Origin of the sequence: Pseudomonas sp. R1-1 (assembly GCF_051132135.1) — a bacterium.
GTDB lineage: Bacteria > Pseudomonadota > Gammaproteobacteria > Pseudomonadales > Pseudomonadaceae > Aquipseudomonas.
In genome coordinates this window covers 1137624-1156587 of sequence record NZ_CP071663.1, presented here as the reverse complement: position 1 = coordinate 1156587, position 18964 = coordinate 1137624, and the positions used below count along the sequence as shown (strand labels likewise).

The 18964-nt window shown below is 58.5% G+C and carries 20 protein-coding genes and 1 other RNA gene; 7 read left to right on the top strand and 14 right to left on the bottom strand.

Annotated features, from left to right (window positions below):
- Window positions 1-286: 286 nt before the first annotated feature.
- An RNA gene (rnpB, locus tag J3P75_RS05440) (RNase P RNA component class A) lies at window positions 287-640 on the bottom strand.
- A 73-nt stretch (window positions 641-713) separates the two neighbouring features.
- Entirely contained in the window at window positions 714-1619 is a 906-nt protein-coding gene (rsmI, locus tag J3P75_RS05435; RefSeq protein WP_434709558.1) for a 16S rRNA (cytidine(1402)-2'-O)-methyltransferase, read from the bottom strand.
- 177 nt (window positions 1620-1796) lie between these two features.
- On the opposite strand from rsmI, the gene J3P75_RS05430 reads away from it, so the two are divergent.
- The 4 genes from J3P75_RS05430 to J3P75_RS05415 all read left to right on the top strand — a co-directional run bounded on the left by J3P75_RS05430 (window position 1797) and on the right by J3P75_RS05415 (window position 5243).
- Window positions 1797-3608, top strand: a complete 1812-nt coding sequence (locus tag J3P75_RS05430) for a penicillin-binding protein activator (protein WP_434709557.1) — start codon at window positions 1797-1799, stop codon at window positions 3606-3608.
- Window positions 3608-3970: a YraN family protein gene (locus J3P75_RS05425; RefSeq protein ID WP_090286138.1), complete on the top strand. Its 363-nt coding sequence runs from the start codon at window positions 3608-3610 to the stop codon at window positions 3968-3970. The genes J3P75_RS05430 and J3P75_RS05425 overlap by 1 nt, the downstream gene beginning before the upstream one ends.
- A 104-nt stretch (window positions 3971-4074) precedes the next feature.
- On the top strand, window positions 4075-4668 hold the full coding sequence (locus J3P75_RS05420) for a phosphoheptose isomerase (RefSeq protein ID WP_236484915.1): 594 nt from the start codon (window positions 4075-4077) through the stop codon (window positions 4666-4668).
- Window positions 4665-5243 carry a BON domain-containing protein gene (locus tag J3P75_RS05415; protein ID WP_203419433.1) on the top strand — a complete coding sequence of 193 codons (579 nt, stop codon included), beginning with the start codon at window positions 4665-4667 and terminating at the stop codon, window positions 5241-5243. Before J3P75_RS05420 ends, J3P75_RS05415 begins: the two co-directional genes overlap by 4 nt.
- Window positions 5244-5293: 50 nt before the next feature.
- Here the strand turns inward: J3P75_RS05415 and J3P75_RS05410 are convergent, their stop codons facing one another.
- The 7 genes from J3P75_RS05410 to rplM all read right to left on the bottom strand — a co-directional run bounded on the left by J3P75_RS05410 (window position 5294) and on the right by rplM (window position 10184).
- Window positions 5294-5707, bottom strand: coding sequence for a ClpXP protease specificity-enhancing factor (locus J3P75_RS05410; RefSeq protein ID WP_206415058.1), 414 nt, complete (start codon window positions 5705-5707; stop codon window positions 5294-5296).
- Between the two features lie 16 nt (window positions 5708-5723).
- Entirely contained in the window at window positions 5724-6341 is a 618-nt protein-coding gene (locus tag J3P75_RS05405; RefSeq protein WP_090286143.1) for a glutathione S-transferase N-terminal domain-containing protein, read from the bottom strand.
- 146 nt (window positions 6342-6487) lie between these two features.
- Window positions 6488-7270, bottom strand: a complete 783-nt coding sequence (locus J3P75_RS05400; RefSeq protein WP_434709556.1) for a cytochrome c1 — start codon at window positions 7268-7270, stop codon at window positions 6488-6490.
- On the bottom strand, window positions 7270-8481 hold the full coding sequence (locus tag J3P75_RS05395; RefSeq protein ID WP_434709555.1) for a cytochrome b: 1212 nt from the start codon (window positions 8479-8481) through the stop codon (window positions 7270-7272). Before J3P75_RS05395 ends, J3P75_RS05400 begins: the two co-directional genes overlap by 1 nt.
- Window positions 8481-9074 (bottom strand): ubiquinol-cytochrome c reductase iron-sulfur subunit, encoded by a 594-nt coding sequence (gene petA / locus J3P75_RS05390; RefSeq protein WP_007917031.1) that lies wholly within the window; start codon window positions 9072-9074, stop codon window positions 8481-8483. Before petA ends, J3P75_RS05395 begins: the two co-directional genes overlap by 1 nt.
- Window positions 9075-9348: 274 nt before the next feature.
- Window positions 9349-9741, bottom strand: a complete 393-nt coding sequence (gene rpsI, locus J3P75_RS05385; RefSeq protein ID WP_003228056.1) for a 30S ribosomal protein S9 — start codon at window positions 9739-9741, stop codon at window positions 9349-9351.
- Between the two features lie 14 nt (window positions 9742-9755).
- A complete protein-coding gene (rplM, locus tag J3P75_RS05380) occupies window positions 9756-10184 on the bottom strand; it encodes a 50S ribosomal protein L13 (RefSeq protein ID WP_007917032.1) in 429 nt (142 codons plus the stop codon).
- Between the two features lie 244 nt (window positions 10185-10428).
- Between rplM and J3P75_RS05375 the strand changes: the two genes are divergently transcribed.
- Entirely contained in the window at window positions 10429-11469 is a 1041-nt protein-coding gene (locus tag J3P75_RS05375) for an NADP(H)-dependent aldo-keto reductase (RefSeq protein WP_093098461.1), read from the top strand.
- Between the two features lie 105 nt (window positions 11470-11574).
- On the opposite strand, the gene J3P75_RS05370 is transcribed toward J3P75_RS05375, so the two are convergent.
- The gene (locus J3P75_RS05370; RefSeq protein WP_203419435.1) at window positions 11575-12711 is read right to left on the bottom strand and encodes an acyl-CoA dehydrogenase family protein; all 1137 of its coding nucleotides are present in this window, start codon (window positions 12709-12711) and stop codon (window positions 11575-11577) included.
- Window positions 12712-12961: 250 nt separating this feature from the next.
- Between J3P75_RS05370 and J3P75_RS05365 the strand changes: the two genes are divergently transcribed.
- Window positions 12962-13858 (top strand): GlxA family transcriptional regulator, encoded by an 897-nt coding sequence (locus tag J3P75_RS05365; RefSeq protein WP_434711212.1) that lies wholly within the window; start codon window positions 12962-12964, stop codon window positions 13856-13858.
- A gap of 75 nt (window positions 13859-13933) precedes the next feature.
- On the opposite strand, the gene J3P75_RS05360 is transcribed toward J3P75_RS05365, so the two are convergent.
- The 4 genes from J3P75_RS05360 to J3P75_RS05345 all read right to left on the bottom strand — a co-directional run bounded on the left by J3P75_RS05360 (window position 13934) and on the right by J3P75_RS05345 (window position 18302).
- The gene (locus J3P75_RS05360; RefSeq protein ID WP_434709554.1) at window positions 13934-15025 is read right to left on the bottom strand and encodes an acyltransferase family protein; all 1092 of its coding nucleotides are present in this window, start codon (window positions 15023-15025) and stop codon (window positions 13934-13936) included.
- A gap of 82 nt (window positions 15026-15107) precedes the next feature.
- A complete protein-coding gene (gene zapE, locus J3P75_RS05355; RefSeq protein WP_434709553.1) occupies window positions 15108-16202 on the bottom strand; it encodes a cell division protein ZapE in 1095 nt (364 codons plus the stop codon).
- A gap of 90 nt (window positions 16203-16292) precedes the next feature.
- Window positions 16293-17648, bottom strand: coding sequence for a tryptophan--tRNA ligase (locus tag J3P75_RS05350; RefSeq protein ID WP_434709552.1), 1356 nt, complete (start codon window positions 17646-17648; stop codon window positions 16293-16295).
- A gap of 24 nt (window positions 17649-17672) precedes the next feature.
- Window positions 17673-18302: an alpha/beta hydrolase gene (locus tag J3P75_RS05345; RefSeq protein ID WP_434711211.1), complete on the bottom strand. Its 630-nt coding sequence runs from the start codon at window positions 18300-18302 to the stop codon at window positions 17673-17675.
- A 144-nt stretch (window positions 18303-18446) separates the two neighbouring features.
- Here J3P75_RS05345 and J3P75_RS05340 point away from each other — a divergent pair, with 144 nt between their 5' ends.
- A complete protein-coding gene (locus tag J3P75_RS05340) occupies window positions 18447-18881 on the top strand; it encodes a YhcB family protein (protein ID WP_016773251.1) in 435 nt (144 codons plus the stop codon).
- The last annotated feature ends 83 nt before the right edge of the window (window positions 18882-18964 follow it).

Below are 18964 nucleotides of genomic sequence, written 5' to 3'. Positions count from 1 at the left end.
AAGGAAAACCCTTACAGAACGGAGATTTAGCAGCTTAAAAGGAGGCACAACGAGAATCTGACGGAGGCTTTTGACCAATAACCTGATGCAGCACTGACAGCTGCGCTCGAAAGTTAAAGTAGTTTGTTAAGAGTAAGATTTTTTCGGTATTACAAATGCGCTTCTGCTGTTGATTGAAGCGAGGTGGGAAATGGCTATTACCGCGTTTGCCGCTGCCGGACTTTCAGCCCAGGCCTGCTGATATTACACAGCCCTGTTGCCATTGATTCAAGCAGGGAAAGAAAAGGTGGAGAGTCGATCTGTAAGCCGGGTTCTGTCTTGAACAGTCATTCGTCTACGATGGCCATCACTGGACATCTTTAGCAACCTACCCGGTCCCAGCGCGGGCCACGCCTTGGGACCCTATTTGGTCTTGCTCCAAGTGGGGTTTACCTAGCCACGAACTGTTGCCAGACGTGCGGTGCGCTCTTACCGCACCTTTTCACCCTTACCGGCGCTTGCGCGCTTAGGCGGTTATTTTCTGTGGCACTTTCCGTAGGCTCACGCCTCCCAGGCATTACCTGGCACTTCGCCCTATGGAGCCCGGACTTTCCTCCCCCCCCTAATTTTCATAGAGGGCAGCGACTGTCCGATCGACTCTCCGCCGCGAAGGTTAACGGCAGAGCGGCGGAAGAACAAGCGCTAAAACCCGCAAGACCGTTATGGGCGACGGCTTACACGCCTTTCTGTTTATCCAGCGCGACCTGATAAAGCACGTTTTTACGTTCACCGGTGATCTGTGCAGCAAGCGCAGCGGCGCGCTTGAGCGGCATTTCCTCAAGCAGCAGATCGAGGATGCGCATCGCCTCGCTGCTGACCGCGTCTTCGGATTCAGGCGCCGTCCAGCCCGCCACCAGCACCACGCATTCACCGCGCTGCTGATTGCTGTCCGATTCGACGAATGCGCGCAACTCGGCCAGCGGCAAACCCTTGAGCGTTTCGAAGGTCTTGGTGATTTCCCGGGCCAGCAAGGCCTGACGCTCGCCGCCGAACACTTCTTCCATGTCCTGCAGGCATTCAAGAATGCGGTGCGGCGCTTCATAGAAGATCAAGGTGCGCGGCTCTTCCTTGACGGCTTCGAGACGGGCCTTGCGTCCCACCGACTTGGCCGGCAGAAAGCCTTCGAAGATAAACCGGTCGGACGGCAGACCGGCCGCCGACAGCGCCGCGATCAATGCACAGGCGCCTGGCACCGGCACCACATTGATACCCGCCGCTCGCGCCTGACGCACCAGGTGATACCCCGGATCGGAGATCAGCGGCGTGCCGGCATCGGAGATCAGTGCGACATTGTCACCGGCCAGCAGACGGGTAACAAAGCGACTACCTTCATCCCGTTCGTTGTGTTCGTGGCAGGCCGCCAATGGCGTGGTGATGCCGAAGTGCTGCATCAGCCGCGCCGAGTGCCGCGTGTCTTCGGCGGCAATCAACGCCACTTCGCGGAGGATTTTCAGGGCCCGGGCGCTGATGTCGTCCAGGTTGCCGATGGGCGTCGCCACCACATAAAGCGAGCCAGCAGCGGAATTCAGGGAACCTGGAGCAGTCAAAGCGCACACCTCGTGATCGGTAAAAGCGGCCATTGTAGCGCGTCACGAGGCTTGCGACGTGCTCGCGCCGAGCGTGGTTTTTCGCACAGTTGTGGGCCGCCGCAACATTTACTCCAGCTAAATTGCCCGTTTCACGCCAGTAACATCGCGCCCCGGCCAGTGCTTGGGTACAATTCCACGCTAATTTGATCGAGTATCAGGAACACTTACATGATCGCTTGCCTGCGGCTGTTCACTGCCCTCTGCCTCGCTGCCCTGTTGGCGGCTTGCGCCAGCTCCCCTTCCTCCAGCCTTGGCGAACTTCCACGGACTCCGGATGCCAGCATCGAGCAACTGCTCGAACAGGCGACCCAGGCCAAGACCCCGGAAAAAGCCGCTCTGTTGCGCTTGAGCGCCGCCGATCTGGCCTATCGTCAGGGCAATGCCGGCCAGTCCGCGCAAATCCTGCAACAAGTGCCCGTCGAGCAACTCAAGCCGGGCCAGCAGATTTTCGCCAACACGCTTTCCGCCGAACTGGCCATGACCCGCAATCAGCCGAAAGCTGCGCTGACCGCCCTGAGTCATCCAAGCCTGCAGAAACTTGGCGAGATGCCGGAAGAGCAGCAAGTGCGCACCGGCACCGTGCATGCGCGCGCCCTTGAAGCCGATGGCCAGACTCTGGCCGCCGCCCGTGAACGCGTGTTCATTGCGCCAATGCTCGAAGGTGAAGCCGCGAGCAAGAACCACGAAGCGATCTGGACCCTGATCGGCTCGCTGCCGGCCGACCAACTGCAAGCCAACAGCACCGACGACCTCGGCGGCTGGATGGCTCTGGCCCTGGCGGTAAAAACCGCTGGCACGCTGGAGCAGCAGCAAGCGGCGATCGACAACTGGCGCGCGCAGAACCCCAAGCACCCGGCCGCGATCAACCTGCCGCTGCCGCTGACCAAACTCAAGGAACTGGCCAGCCAGCCACTGAGCAAGATCGCCCTGCTGCTGCCTCAGGATGGCCAACTGGCCGCAGTCGGCAAAGCCTTGCGTGAAGGCTTCATGGCGGCGCACTACCAGGCACAACAAGCCGGGCAAAAACCGCCAGCCATCGAGTTCTACGACAGCTCCAGGCTGACCTCGATGGACGAGTTCTACCGCAAGGCCCAGGCTGACGGCGTGCAACTGGTAGTTGGCCCGCTGGAAAAACCGCTGGTCAAGCAACTGAGCACCCGCCCGCAACTGCCGATTACCACCCTCGCGTTGAACTACAGCGAAGGCGATCAAGGCCCGGCGCAGCTGTTCCAGTTCGGTCTGGCCGCTGAAGACGAAGCCCGCGAAGTCTCGCGTCGCGCCCGTGCCGATGGCCTGCACCGCGCCGCAATCATGGTGCCGAAAGGCGAATGGGGTGACCGCGTATTGCGTGCGTTCAGCCAGGACTGGCAGGCCAACGGCGGCAGCATCGTCGCCACCGAGCGCGTTGATCAACCGGTGCAACTGGCCCAGCAGATCGCCGACATGTTCCAGCTGCGTCAGAGTGAAGCCCGTGCCAAAAGCCTGCAGAACGCTGCCGGCACCAACGTCGCCGCGCAGCCTTCGCGTCGCCAGGACATCGAATTCATCTTCCTCGCCGCCACGCCACAACAGGCGCAGCAGATCAAGCCGACCCTGAACTTCCAGTACGCCGGTGACGTTCCGGTCTACGCGACTTCGCACGTCTACAGCGCCAGCGGTGACGTCAACCAGTACAACGACATGAACGGCATTCGCTTCTGCGAAACCCCATGGTTGCTGGACACCAGTGATCCGCTGCGCCAGCAAGTGGTTGCCCAGTGGCCGCAAGCCGCCGGCAGCCTCGGCCGTCTGTACGCAATGGGCGTGGACGCCTATCGCCTGGCACCGCGTCTGGGCCAGCTCAAAGCCCTGCCGGACAGCCGCATCGACGGCGAGTCGGGCAGCCTCGGCATGACCCAGACCCAACGCGTCGTCCGTCAGTTGCCTTGGGCGCAATTCGTCAGCGGCCAGGTGCAGCGTCTGCCGGACACCCCGCGCTGATGCCCGACAGGTCACGCTCGCAAAGCGGCAAGGATGCCGAGCGCCAAGCGCTCGAGCATCTGCAAAACCAGGGTCTGCGCCTGCTGGCGCAGAACTGGTTATGCAAACGCGGCGAGCTTGATCTGGTCATGCTTGATGGCGATACAGTAGTATTCGTCGAAGTTCGCTATAGAAAGAACACTCAATGGGGTGGCGCGCTTGCCAGCATCGATGCGCGCAAGCAGCAGAAACTGATATTCGCCGCGCAGTATTTTCTTCAGCGTGAATCGCGCTGGGCCAATTCCCCCTGCCGCTTCGATGTGGTGGCCATCGACAGCCACCCGGATCAGCTGAACTGGTTGCAGAATGCTTTCGACAGTTGATCGCCGGCGTTGCGACCCGGACAATCCCACCGACACATTTTGCTCTTTGCTTTGCGGGCTGCACATTCATGTGCCGGACAGCCGCGCTACTTAAGGTCACACAGATGGACATGCAATCCCGAATTCGCCAGCTTTTCCAGGCCAGTATCGACACCAAGCAACAGGCGATGGACGTACTTGCACCGCACATCGAGCAAGCCAGCCAGGTCATGGTCAACGCCCTGCTCAACGAGGGCAAGATGCTCTCGTGCGGCAACGGCGGCTCCGCCGGTGACGCGCAGCACTTTTCCTCGGAACTGCTCAACCGTTTCGAGCGCGAGCGCCCGAGCCTGCCGGCGATTGCGCTGACCACCGACACCTCGACGATCACCTCGATCGCCAACGACTACAGCTACAACGAAGTGTTCTCCAAACAGATCCGCGCGCTGGGTCAGCCAGGTGATGTGTTACTGGCGATTTCGACCAGCGGTAACTCGGCGAACATTATTCAAGCGATCCAGGCCGCACATGATCGCGAAATGATTGTCGTAGCTTTGACCGGACGCGATGGCGGCGGCATGGCGTCGCTGCTGTTGCCCGAGGACGTCGAGATTCGCGTACCGGCCAATGTCACTGCACGTATTCAAGAAGTCCACTTGCTGGCGATCCATTGCCTCTGCGATCTGATCGACAGCCAACTGTTCGGGAGTGAAGAATGACCCCTAATCGCCTTGGCCTTCTGGCCTTGACTCTGTGCCTCGGCATCAGCGGCTGCACCTCGGTGGTGAATGCCAGCCGTGAAGCGCCGATCGAAGACGACCGTGGCACGCGCACCTTCGGCAGCAAGATCGACGATTCGTTGATCGAAACCAAGGTCGGCGTGAACGTGGCCAAAGCCGACCCGGCGCTGGACAACGATTCGCACATCGTCGTCACCAGTTTCAACGGCGTGGTCCTGCTCGCCGGCCAGACCCCGCGCGAAGACCTCAAGGCCAAGGCCGAACAGGCTGCCGCCAATGTGCAACGGGTGAAGAAAGTCCACAACGAACTGCAAGTGTTGCAGCCTTCGTCCCTGCTGGCCCGCCAGAATGACGCATGGCTGACCACCAAGATCAAAACGCAGATGCTCACCGACGCGAGCATTCCGGGCTCGCGCATCAAGGTCATTACCGAGAACGGCATCGTCTACCTGCTGGGCCTGCTGACCAAACAAGAAGCCACTCAGGCGACCAATCTGGTTCAAGGCGTTTCCGGCGTGCAGAAGATCGTGAAGCTGTTCGAGTACATCGACTGACGCTGAACGACAGACACAAAAAAGGCGATCCATCCGGATCGCCTTTTTTATTACTTCACCACTTTCAGGCTTGGCCGGCCGCTGGGGCGCGGCGGCTCGCTGTCCGGTGGCGGCTGGTCGTCATCCTGTTCGATTTCGTCTTCGTCATCCAGCGGCGACTCGAGATCGAACACCATGCCCTGACCGTTCTCCCGGGCGTAGATGCCCAGAATCGCGCTGATCGGCACGTACAGGCTGTGCGGCACACCACCGAAGCGACCTTCGAATGTCACCACGTCGTTGTCCATGTGCAGATGACGCACGGCGCTTGGCGAGATGTTCAGCACGATCTGCCCGTCGCTGGCGAAACCCTGCGGCACCTGCACCGCCGGGTATTCGGCGTTGACCAGCATGTGCGGGGTGCAATCGTTATCCACAATCCACTCGTAGAGCGCGCGGACCAGATAAGGTCGACTGGAGTTCATAGCGGCTCCTTAAGCCTTAGCGCATGTCGCGTTCGACACCAGACAAACTCGCCTGGAAAGCCTCACGCGCAAACTGGCGCTCCATATAATCAAGCAGCGGCTTGGCCGGCCGCGGCAGTTCGATACCCAGGATCGGCAAACGCCAGAGTATGGGTAATAGGCAGCAATCAACCAGACTTTGTTCCTCACTGAGGAAAAACGGCTTGTCGGCAAACAGCGGCGACACGCCCGTCAGGCTTTCGCGCAATTCCTTGCGCGCCACCACTCGCGCTGCTTCCTTGGCCTTGGGATCAAGAATCAGATCCACCAGACCGCACCAGTCACGCTGAATGCGATGAATCAGCAGACGGCTGTTGGCACGCGCCACCGGATAAACCGGCATCAACGGCGGGTGCGGGTAACGCTCGTCCAGATACTCCATGACCACGGTCGACTCCCACAACGCCAGGTCGCGATCGACCAGCGTAGGCAGGCTGCCGTAAGGGTTCACCTCAATCAGTTTAGGCGGCTGGCGGCCGGCTTCCACGTAAATGATTTCAGCGCTGACACCCTTCTCTGCAAGCACGATGCGCACTCGATGGGAATAGTGGTCGGCGGGGTCGGAGTAACAGGCCAACCGATTGGTCACGCCCATGGCGATCCTCCTCGCTTGTTGAATTTTTCGGAACCGGAAAAACGCGCGCGCCCAGAGGGCACCTCCCGCAGGGTCTGACCGAGCAGACCCTGCTTTATCGGAGGCGCCCTTGGGCGCGCGCGATTAACAGCAATGCTTGAAGCGTATCAGTGCACGTCTTTCCAGTATTCACGCTTGAGCAGGTAGGCGAACACAAAGAAGAACGCCAGGTACAGCAAGACATAAGTACCGATGCGCTGATGTTGCAGCTTAACCGGGTTAGCCGAGTAAGCCAGGAAGGTTACCAGATTCTTGACCTTCTCATCGAACTGCTCTTCGTTCAAAGCACCGGATTTGGGCACGATGGTCAGCTGATCGCAGGCTTCATGGGTCAAAGCCGTGCCGGTCAACGGATCATATTGCTTCTTGCCGTCTTCGACGATCTGCACCTGCTTGCAGCCCACCACCTGGCGACCTTGCAGGCCGACCAGTACGTTAGGCATGCCGACGTTCGGGAAGACCTTGTTGTTCACACCCCATGGGCGCGCCGGATCTTCGTAGAACGACTTAAGGTAACCGTACAGCCAGTCAGTACCGCGCACGCGGGCCACCAGGGTCAGGTCCGGCGGCGCTGCGCCGAACCAGGTCTTGGCGTCGGCCGGCTGCATGCCGATGTTCATGTGGTCGCCAATCTTGGCGCCAGTGAACACCAGTTTTTCCAGCATCAATTCGTGGGGAATACCGAGGTCATCGGCGACCCGCTCGTAACGCTGGAATTTGGCGCTGTGGCAGCCCATGCAATAGTTGGCGAAGGTCCGCGCGCCATCCTGCAAAGCCGCCTTGTCGGAAACATCGATGTCGACACTTTCGAGTTCCGGACCATGGCCCCCGGCTGCAAAAGTCAGGGAAGGCAGCGCAACAAAAATCAGAGCGAAAAATAACTTTTTCATCAGCCAGTCACCCTTTCCGGAACCGGTTTGGTCTTCTCGAGCCGGGTATAGAACGGCATCAGAATGAAGTAGGCGAAGTACAGGAAGGTGCAGACCTGCGACAGCAACGTCAGAGATGGCGTCGGAGCTTTCACACCGGTCCAGCCAAGCAGCATGAAAGAAATACAGAATACGACCAGCCAGATTTTGCTCATCCAGCCCTTATAGCGCATCGACCTGACAGGACTTCGGTCCAGCCAGGGCAGGACAAAAAGCAACGCAATGGACGCCCCCATGGCGATAACACCCATGAGCTTGTCCGGTATCGCGCGCAAGATCGCGTAGAACGGCGTGAAGTACCAGACCGGTGCAATATGCTCAGGGGTCTTGAACGGATTGGCCGGCTCGAAGTTAGGCTTTTCGAGGAAGTAGCCGCCCATTTCCGGGAAGAAGAACACAATGAAACAGAAGATGAACAGGAACACCACGACACCGACAATGTCCTTCACCGTGTAGTACGGGTGGAACGCAATGCCGTCCAGCGGGATGCCGTTTTCGTCCTTGTGCTTCTTGATATCGACACCGTCAGGGTTGTTCGAACCCACTTCGTGCAACGCCAGAATGTGCAACACCACCAGACCGAGAATCACGATGGGCAGCGCCACGACGTGCAGTGCAAAGAAGCGGTTCAAGGTGATCCCGGAGATCAGGTAGTCACCACGAATCCACTGGGTCAGGTCATCGCCGATCAGCGGAATCGCACCGAACAGCGAGATGATCACCTGAGCGCCCCAGTACGACATCTGGCCCCATGGCAGCAGATAACCCATGAACGCTTCGGCCATCAGCGCCAGGTAGATCAGCATGCCGAACACCCAGACCAGCTCGCGCGGCTTCTGATACGAACCGTAGAGCAGGCCGCGGAACATGTGCAGGTACACCACGATGAAGAACATCGAAGCGCCAACAGCGTGCAGCGAACGCAAGATCGAGCCGTGATTGACGTCACGCATGATGCCTTCGACAGACGCAAACGCTTCTTCTGCCGACGGCGTGTAGCTCATGGTCAGCCAGACACCGGTGACGATCTGGTTGACCAGCACCAGCAGCGCCAGAGAGCCGAAGAAATAGAAGAAGTTGAAGTTTTTCGGAGCGTAATACTTGCTGAGATGGTCTTCCCACATCTTGGTTGCAGGAAAGCGCGCATCAACCCAATCCATGAATTTGCTCATCACGCTTTCTCCGTATCGACGCCAATGACAATCAGGTCATCGGTCTCATAGGAATGCGGGGGAACTGGCAGGTTCAAAGGCGCAGGTTGCGACTTGTAGACGCGGCCAGCCAGATCGTAGTGGGAACCGTGGCAAGGGCAGAAATAACCGCCTACCCAGTCTTTGCCCAGATCAGCAGGTGCCACTTCGGGACGGAAAGTCGGTGAGCAACCCAGGTGCGTGCAAATCCCGATCAGCAGCAGAATTTCTGGCTTGATCGAGCGCACTTCAGGGTCGACATAGGTAGGTTGCGTAGAGTTTTTCGAGGTCGGATCGGAGAGCTGGCCCTCGATCTTTTTCAGATTCCCCAGGATTTCCTCGGTACGGCGGACAATGAATACCGGCTGGCCGCGCCATTCAGCAATCATTTGCTGGCCTGGCTCGATTTTGCTGACATTCACTTTCACCGGTGCGCCGGCGGCTTTCGCCTTGGCACTGGGAAACCATGACCCTACGAACGGGACCGCAGCCCCCACCGCTCCTGCAGCACCCACCACGGATGTGGCTGCTACCAGGAAGCGACGCCGGCCTGCATTCACGCCGTCATTGCTCATTCAGTCCTCTCCCATCAGCTTTTTTGGCCTGTTAAATCAGGCGTCTACTAAATAAACCGCATGCTACTTATAAAAATTTTGCCGAATGGTAATGAAAAGCCCCAATTCTGACAAGGGAATTACCCGGAGCTCTCACCCCCTAAGCCTTGCAGTATAGGGGGTCTGCGAATGAGGCAAGTTGTCACAGCGCAATTCTTTCTGGAAAAAATGCAGGCATAAAAAAACGCCCGATTCCGTGAGGAATCGGGCGTTCTTTTTGAACGTGGAAGCGGAATTAACGCTTCGAGTACTGCGGACGCTTACGCGCTTTACGCAGACCCACTTTCTTACGTTCAACTTCACGGGCGTCGCGGGTAACGAAGCCAGCTTTGCGCAGAGCGCTACGCAGGGTTTCATCGTAGTCCATCAGAGCGCGAGTGATGCCGTGGCGGATTGCGCCAGCCTGACCACTTACACCACCGCCGATCACGGTGACGTAGATGTCGAACTTCTCGACAGTCTCGGTCAGCTCCAGCGGCTGACGAACTACCATGCGGGCAGTTTCGCGGCCGAAGAAGTTATCCAGCGAACGGTTGTTGATGGAGATGTTACCAGTACCCGGACGCAGGAAAACGCGTGCGGTTGCGGTCTTGCGACGGCCAGTGCCGTAATTTTGAGTCGCCGACATAATGTACTATTCCGTTAAAACTTCAGTTCTTGGGGCTGCTGAGCAGTATGTGGGTGAGCAGCGCCCGCATAGACTTTCAGCTTACGGTACATGTCGCGACCCAGTGGGTTTTTAGGCAGCATGCCTTTAACCGCGGTCTCGATCACGCGCTCAGGGGCTTTGGCGATCAGCTTTTCAAAGTTGATCGACTTGATGCCGCCCGGGAAACCGGAGTGGGAGTAGTACATTTTGTCAGTGGTTTTAGCGCCGGTAACACGGATCTGCTCGGCGTTGATGACGACGATGTAGTCGCCGGTGTCAACGTGAGGAGTGTACTCAGGCTTGTGCTTGCCACGCAGACGGCTCGCGATTTCGGTGGCCAGACGACCCAGGGTCTGACCAGCAGCGTCGACGACAAACCAGTCGCGCTTTACTGTTTCCGGTTTAGCAGTAAAAGTTTTCATTCTTTATAGCCTCAGGGGCCGCCTGTAAATAAGACGGCGGATCTTACTGAATAGTGCGTACTTTGACAAGTCAAAGGCAGCCGGATACAGACGCTTTCGGGGGCTCGGGTCGGCGCGTCCGTTCAACGGCAAGATTCTTCGGCGGCGGCGCATCACTTCCACTGCAGAAAGAGGTCCGCAATTATGCAGATTGCGAAAAATATTTCAACCTGCTTTTATGATTGTTTTGCCCAAGGAGCACCCGATGGACTATCGCCAGCTAGGCCGTACCGACCTGAACGTGAGTGCAATCTGCCTCGGCACCATGACCTGGGGCGAGCAGAACACTGAAGCTGAAGCCTTCGCCCAGATCGAACGCGCCAAAGAGGCCGGGATCAATTTCCTCGACACCGCCGAGATGTACCCGGTGCCGCCGAAAGCCGAAACCTACGCCACCACCGAGCGCTACATCGGCAATTACTTCAAGAGTCGCGGCGACCGCGCCGACTGGATCCTCGCCAGCAAGATCGCCGGCCCGGGCAACACCATCGACTACATTCGCGACAAGAACCTGCGCCACAACCGCCAGCACATCACCGAAGCGCTGGACGGCAGCCTCAAGCGCCTGCAGACCGACTACATCGACCTGTATCAACTGCACTGGCCGGAACGCAGCACCAACTTTTTCGGACAGCTGGGCTACAAGCACAAGACCGAAGCCAACCTGACGCCGCTGGAAGACACCCTCGAAGCCCTCGATGAGCAAGTGAAAGCCGGCAAGATCCGCCACATCGGCCTGTCCAACGAAACACCATGGGGCACCATGCGCTTTCTGGCCTTGGCCGAAGCCCGTGGCTGGCCGCGTGCGGTGTCGATCCAGAACCCGTACAACCTGCTCAACCGCAGCTTTGAAGTCGGCCTGGCGGAAATCGCCATCCGCGAACAATGCGGCCTGCTCGCCTATTCGCCGCTGGCGTTCGGCTTCCTCTCGGGCAAGTACGAGGGCGGCGCACGTCCGGCGAAAGGTCGCCTGAGCCTCTACAGCCGCTTCAGCCGCTATTTCAACCCGCAGTCAGAGGCAGCGTGCAGCCGTTACGTCGCCCTGGCCCGTGAGCACGGCCTCGATCCGGCGCAGATGGCCCTGGCGTTCGTCAATCAGCAAACATTCGTCACCAGCAACATCATTGGCGCGACAACGCTCGAGCAACTGGACAGCAACATTGCCAGTTTCGATCTGAAACTTTCCGATGAAGTGCTGGCCGGGATCGAGGCGATTCACAAGGATCATCCGAATCCCGCGCCATAACCGACCGGCAAAAGCTTCGCGAGCAGGCTCACTCCTACAGGGGAACGCATTTCAAAATATAGGAGCGAGCCTGCTCGCGATTGCGGTCTGTCAGTCGCGCGAGGGTCAAAGCGACCGCGCAATGATCTCTTTCATGATTTCATTGGTCCCGGCATAGATCCGCTGCACTCGCGCATCCGCCCACGCCCGGGCCACCGGGTATTCCCACATGAAGCCGTAGCCGCCGTGCAACTGCACGCACTCGTCGAGCACCTTGCACTGCAGGTCGGTGCCCCAGTATTTGGCCATCGCCGCCGTCGGCACATCCAGCTTGCCTTGCAAATGCAGTTCGAGACAGCGGTCAACGAACACCCGGCCGATCTGGATTTCCGTGGCCATCTCGGCCAGTTTGAAGCGGGTATTCTGGAAATCGGCAATCGACTTGCCGAACGCCTTGCGATCGCGGGTGTAGTCGAGCGTCCACTGTAACGCCGCTTCGGCCGAGGCGAGGCCTCCGATCGCCACGGTCAGGCGCTCCTGCGGCAATTCCTGCATCAGATAAGCGAACCCTGCCCCGGCCTGCCCCAACAGGTTTTCCTTCGGCACGCGTACGTCCTGGAAGAACAATTCCGACGTGTCCTGGGCCTTCATGCCGACCTTTTCCAGACGCTTGCCCTTCTCGAAGCCCGGGGTGTTCGCCTCCACCAGAAACAGACTGGTGCCCTTGGCGCCGGCCTTCGGATCGGTCTTGGCGACCACGATCACCAGGTCCGCAAGAAAACCGTTGGTGATGAAGGTTTTCGAGCCGTTGATCACGTACTCGTCGCCGTCCAGCACCGCCGTGGTTTTCACCCCTTGCAGATCGGAGCCGGCACCGGGCTCGGTCATGGCGATCGCCGTAACCATCTCGCCGGAGACCAGTTTCGGCAGGTATTTATGCTTCAACGCTTCACTGCCGTAATGCAGGATGTACGGCGCGACGATGTCCGAATGCAGAGAAAAACCGATCCCGGTCAAACCCAGTCGCCCGACCTCTTCGATAACCACCGCGCTGTAGAGAAAATCCGCGCCCAGCCCGCCGTATTCCTCTGGCAGGTGCGAGCAGAGCATCCCCGCCTCCCCTGCCTTGTTCCACAGCTGGCGATCGATGTGGCCTTGTTTTTCCCATTGCGCGTGGAACGGCACGGCTTCTTTTTCGAGGAAGGTTCGTACGCTGTCGCGGAACAATTCGTGCTCTGCGCTGAACAAGGTTCTGGGGATCATGCGGCACCTGTCTTTCTTGTTGGAGGGATACGTCCTTCAGAGACTATGCGCCGCCAGCGTCACGGGACACTGGACACATCCGACAAAAAATAAGACGATCCAGCCGTCTGGTGACCACTTTCCCTTATAAAAACAAAACAAAAGTTGAATTATGTCCAAGCACGTCTCCACGCCCTTGCGGCGCGTCAGCATCCTGGCAATCGACCGGGTTTTCGCTTCCACCCTCATGCAAGCCAAGGATTTCTTCCATCTGGCCAGCCTGCGTTATGGCAAACAACTGGGCCAGGGCCTGACACCGGCGTTCGAAACGCGCCTGGTCAGCCCCGATGGCAAACCGGTGAACAGTTTCAGTGACGTGGTGATGCCGGTCGATGGCGGCCTGGAAAACGCCGATGTGATTATCCTTCCGGCGTTCTGGGATGATTTCGACACGCTGTGCAGCCGTTACCCGCAAATCCTGCCGTGGCTGCGTGAGCAACACGCCCGGGGCGCGGTGTTATGCGGCGAGGCGACCGGGGTGTTCTGGCTGGCCGAAGCGGGTTTGCTCAACGGCAAGGAAGCGACCACCTACTGGCGATTTTTCAATGCCTTCGCCGAGCGCTTTCCCAAGGTCCATCTGAATCAGGACAAGCACCTGACCGATGCCGACAACCTGTATTGCGCCGGCGGCACCACATCGGCCTGCGACTTGTACATTTACCTGATCGAACGCTTTTGCGGCGCAAACGTGGCGCAAGCCGTGGCTCGCGACATTCTTTACGAAGTGCAGCGCAGCTATTCGCCGGGACGCATCGGTTTCGGCGGGCAGAAGCTGCACCAGGATGTGATCATCCTGCAGATCCAGCACTGGCTCGAAGAGCATTTCGCCGACAAGTTCCGCTTCGAGGACGTGGCGCGCGAGCACGGCATGAGCATCCGCAATTTCATGCGCCGTTTCCAGACCGCCACCGGCGACAAGCCGCTGCACTACCTGCAACGCCTGCGCATCGAAACCGCCAAGGGCTTGCTGTCGGGCAGCCGCAAGAGCATCAAGACCATCAGCTATGAGGTCGGTTACGACGACGCAAGCTTCTTTGCGCGGCTGTTCCGCCAGCACACCGAATTGTCGCCGAACCAGTATCGGCAGCAGTTTCAGCAAGCAGCTTAGAACAACCTGATTAACGTTGAGTTTTCACAGCGGCAAATCCCGCTGTGAAAACCAAAGCGTGCTGAGTCCGTTAGTTCAGGATCTGTTTCGCCATGGCAAGCGATCGGATATCAAAATCAAGAAGTCTGGCGCAGAAAGACGTGCAAGACTCCAGCGCCTGAATCTTTCGAGCGGTACTTCCAAGGCATAGTGAACAATACCTCCAGCCAGAATGGAAACCATGACGGCCAGAAACGATGCACCTAAACTGCCGGGATACAGTGAAGAAAGTTTTACAACGATGAGCCAATGCACCAGGTATATCGGATAGCTCCAATAACCTATGTACCTCAAAGGCCGCGACCTTACCGCTCGACCGATTATCCCTTGCCCGTGCACAACAAAGAGCATCAGCACTGCGCACAGCGCGCTTAGATACAAAAACTTGTTTATCAGATACTGATCAGGTTCAAGCCCAAGTAACCGATAGCGACTGTAAGGGCTTATCAACACAATCACGATAAGAAAAGCCAAGACGACCACATCGGAGTTACGAGCACTGGCCCATTTGACCGATTCGCTTCTGAACATCGCGGCCAGAGAACCGAGAGCAAAAGAGGACAAATACCACTTTACCTCTGAACCGGCCGTAGGCGCATTCCAATATGGCCATAGCATTTGCTCTACAATGATCAGCGATATACCGACGGAAAAACACCCAACGGCACCCAGACGCTGCTTGCTGGTTATGAGAATGAAAGCCACCAGCGGCAGAAAAAAATAATATTTGAACTCGACAGGCACTGTCCAAAGATGCGCATAAGTACCCCCTAGCATTAATGCCCGAGTCAGATCATCAACACTATTGATCCCCGCAGTTCCCAGCCACCAATAAACCAGCACAAACAAAACATACAGGGGCAGAATACGTACCACTCGCCCAACCATATAAACAAGCAAGGCCTGAGTTGAAAAACCTTGCGTCTCGAATTTCACGGTTAGCAGGAAGGCACTTAAAACAAAGAACAACCAAACGCCTATTTTCGGCAACCCGGTAATAAAACCATTCAGACCATCGAAAAAAAAATAAAACGAATGCAGGATTAATACAATCAGGCAGGCGATCCCTCTCAAACCATCCGCACCCACAAACCTCATACGGCAATCCTCGATCAGATCGTACGGCATTCAAGCCCGCGTTTTGCAGCAGTCAAAAGCCGTACTTTATGAATGAAAAAGGCCTGCAATCGCAGGCCTTTCTTTCGACAGCCTACGGCTTGTGCGCCCGCGACAGGAATTCGTGGGATTGCATCTCGAGCAGACGGCTCAGCGTACGCTGGAATTCGAAGGTCAGGCGGCCGCCGGTATACAGATCCTTCAGCTCGACTTCGGCAGAAATGATCAGCTTCACGTTGCGGTCGTAGAACTCGTCGACCATGTTGATGAAGCGTCGGGCGATATCGTCGGTGGTGACGCTCATCTGCTCGACACCGCTGAGCAATACGGCGTGGAAGATCTTGCCCAGTTCGATGTAATCGTTCTGGCTGCGTGGGCCGTCGCACAGTTCGCGGAAGTCGAACCAGGCCACGTCGTCGCACGTGCGCAGGGCGCGGATTTCGCGGTTCTCGATGATCAGCACATCGTTCTCGACCGCGGCGGTGCACTCCGGCGTCAGCGCCTTGAAGCTCTTGCGCAGGCTTTCGTGAGCGGCCTCGTCGAGCGGATAGTGGAACAGCTCGGCTTGTTCGAGGTGACGCAGACGGTAGTCGACTCCGCTGTCGACGTTGACGATCTCGGTGTTCTGCTTGATCAGCGCAATCGCCGGGAGGAAACGCGCGCGTTGCAGACCGTCCTTGTACAGACCGTCCGGGACGATGTTCGAGGTCGCAACCAGGGTCACGCCATTCTTGAACAGCTCTTCCATCAGCGTGCCGAGGATCATCGCGTCGGTAATGTCGGAGACGAAGAACTCATCGAAGCAGATCACCCGCGACTCGGTCGCGAAGCGCTTGGCGATGATGGTCAGCGGGTTTTTCTCGCCGCCGAGGGTTTTCATTTCTTCGTGCACGCGCTTCATGAAACGGTGGAAGTGGGTGCGGGTCTTTTCCTTGAACGGCAGCGCTTCGAAGAAGGTGTCGACCAGGTAAGTCTTGCCGCGACCTACGCCGCCCCAGAAGTACAGGCCCTTGACCGGCGTCTGATCCTTTTTGCCAAACAGCTTGCCAAGGAACCCCGGCTTGCTCTGGTCGGCGGCGATCAGGTCGTCGTACAGACGCTGCAAATGACGCACAGCCGTTTCCTGCGCAGCGTCATGGAAGAAGTCCGGGCGTTTCAGATCTGCTTGATATCGTTCTAGGGGCGTCATAATTCGTTAGCAAGGCAACAAAAACGGGCCGTCACTGTAGCGACGGCCCGCAGGAATGGCAATCGGCCCTTGGTCGGGCCGTGCCGCCGATCAGTCCTGAGCCGGGGTCAGCGCGACGCGCAGTGCGGCGATGGCCGCGTCCCGCGCAGCCGCGTCGGCGAACGCCGGGCTGTCGCCGACGCATTCGCCTTGCAGCCAGACGCTGAAGCTCAGGTCATCGTTGCGCACGTCCAGCGGCTCGCCGGCCTGCAACTGCTTGGTCACCTGCCCGGCGGTTTTGCCATCGGCGAAGTTGCGCGACAACAGCAATTGCTCGCCATCGGCCGCCAGCAGACGGAAACGGAAGCTGCCGTCGTCTTCGCGGAAGCTGACGAAGCGCGCGGCTTTGGCGGCTTTCTTCTTGGTGGTTGCGGCGACCTGCACCTGGTTGACGAACGAACGCAGGCCCACCGCTTCACGCAGTTCATTGAGGAACGGCGTGGCCACGGCACGGGCCTTCTTCGCGCCGATTTGCAGGATGTCTTCCAGATCCGCCGGGCGCTCGATCAACTGGTGATACTTGTCGCGCGCTTCGCCGAGTTGGTTGTCGAGCAACTGGAACAGACGGTTCTTCGCCTCGCCCCAACCCAGACCGCCAAGCAGTTCGCTGCGGAATTCGTCAGCCTGCGCCGGTGTGGCGAACGCCGTGTACAGCGTGAACAGGTGCGAGTTGTCCGGATCCTTGGCTTCGCCCGGGGCCTTGGAATCGGTGACGATCCGCGAGATCGCGTCCTTCATTTCCTTGGCGCTGGAGAACAACGGGATGGTGTTGTCGTAGCTCTTCGACATTTTGCGACCGTCGAGGCCTGGCAGGGTCGCCACGCTTTCTTCGATCAGCGCTTCGGGCATGGTGAAGAACTCTTTGCCCTGGCCGAACAGATGGTTGAAACGCTGGCCGATATCCCGGGCCATTTCGACGTGCTGGATTTGATCCCGACCGACCGGCACCTTGTGCGCGTTGAACATCAGGATGTCTGCGGCCATCAGCACCGGGTAGCTGTAGAGGCCCATGGTGATACCGGCGTCCGGGTCTTCGCCGGTCTCGACGTTCTTGTCCACCGAAGCCTTGTAGGCGTGCGCACGGTTGAGCAGGCCCTTGGCGGCAACGCAGGTGAGCAGCCAGGTCAGCTCGGGGATTTCCGGAATGTCGGACTGGCGGTAGAAAGTCACGCGGTCGACATCCAGGCCACCGGCCAGCCAGGTCGCGGCGATTTCCAGACGCGAGCGCTGGATGCGCAGCGGGTCATCGCATTTGATCAAGGCGTGGTAGTCCGCCAGGAAGTAGAACGAATCGGCATTGCTGTCGCGGCTGGCGAGGATCGCCGGGCGGATCGCGCCGGCGTAGTTGCCCAGATGCGGCGTGCCGGTGGTGGTGATGCCGGTGAGGATGCGGGTACGGTTGGTCATGGGTAATCGCTTGTCAGACTGCAATCAATTCGAGAGACGCGGCAGGATCAGATCCTTGAGATCGGTCAGCTTGCCGTGAAAAAAGTGTCCGCATTCTGCCACTTTCAGCAGCTCATGGGGGCGCTGGAGTTGTTCCGACCATTGGTAAACCAGCTGCGGATCGATGACCTCATCGGTTTCCGGCTGAATCAACGTCAGTTCGCCGTGCTGTGGCAGTTGATCCTCATCACCGAGGCGCATTACCGCCGGCGCGACCATGAACAGGTGTTTTAGCTGCACACCCTCGGCTTCGAGACGGCCGCCGAGACTTGCTGCAACAAATCCGCCGAAGGAGAAACCGAACAGGGTCAGCGGCAAGTCCGGGTGTTTTTCCCGCAGCCACGCAGCGGCGGCCTGGGCGTCATCGACTTCACCGGTGCCCATGTCGTGGGTGCCTTCGCTGGCGCCAACGCCGCGATAGTTGAAGCGCAAGGTGATCAGGCCGGCGTCGCGTGCGGTGCGCTGCAGGGTCGAAACGACCTTGTTGAGCATGGTGCCGCCCTGCACCGGGTTCGGATGGCAGATCAGCGCGATGCCGCGCGGCTGCTCGTTGTCCAGGTAAAGACTTTCCAATTGACCCACCGGGCCGGCAATCACTACAGGGGTTTCACGCATCAGCAAGGGAGGAACTCCGTGACCTCGAATCGGGTCGACTCGTCTAGCAAATTGTCTGTGCCGATCTATTGCGAGTGAATCGCGGTATACAGCGCAGGTTCGAGCCGTTAACGTAAAGCAAAGCCGTTTATAGAGGAAGGACTCGTGGAACACTCGCTCTTAGTTTGGTTGTTACCGACTCTTGCCCTGGTTGTGGGTGTCGCCATTGGATTCCTGATCGCGCGCGTTGCGCCGAACGCCGCACCGAGCCGTACGCAGCGTCAACTGGATGATATCCAGGAGCGTTTCGACAGTTATCAAAACGAGGTGGTCACCCACTTCAACAGCACCGCGATGCTGGTCAAGAAGCTCACTCAGAGCTATCAGGAAGTGCAGGATCATCTTGCCGAGGGCGCCAACCGTCTGGCCCTCGACGAACAGACCCGCCAGCGCCTGATCGCCGCCCTGCACGCCGACGCCGCACAGGCACCGCGCGAACGCCTGACGCCACCGCGCGATCAGGAACCGCCGCGTGATTATGCGCCGAAGAGCCCAAACTCGCCGGGCATGCTCGACGAGCATTACGGTTTGAAGAAGTAATCATCCTTCGCTGATAAAAAAAAGCCCCCGGACAGTGAAGTGTCCGGGGGCTTTTTTGTATCCGATGATTTTGTGGTGCCCAT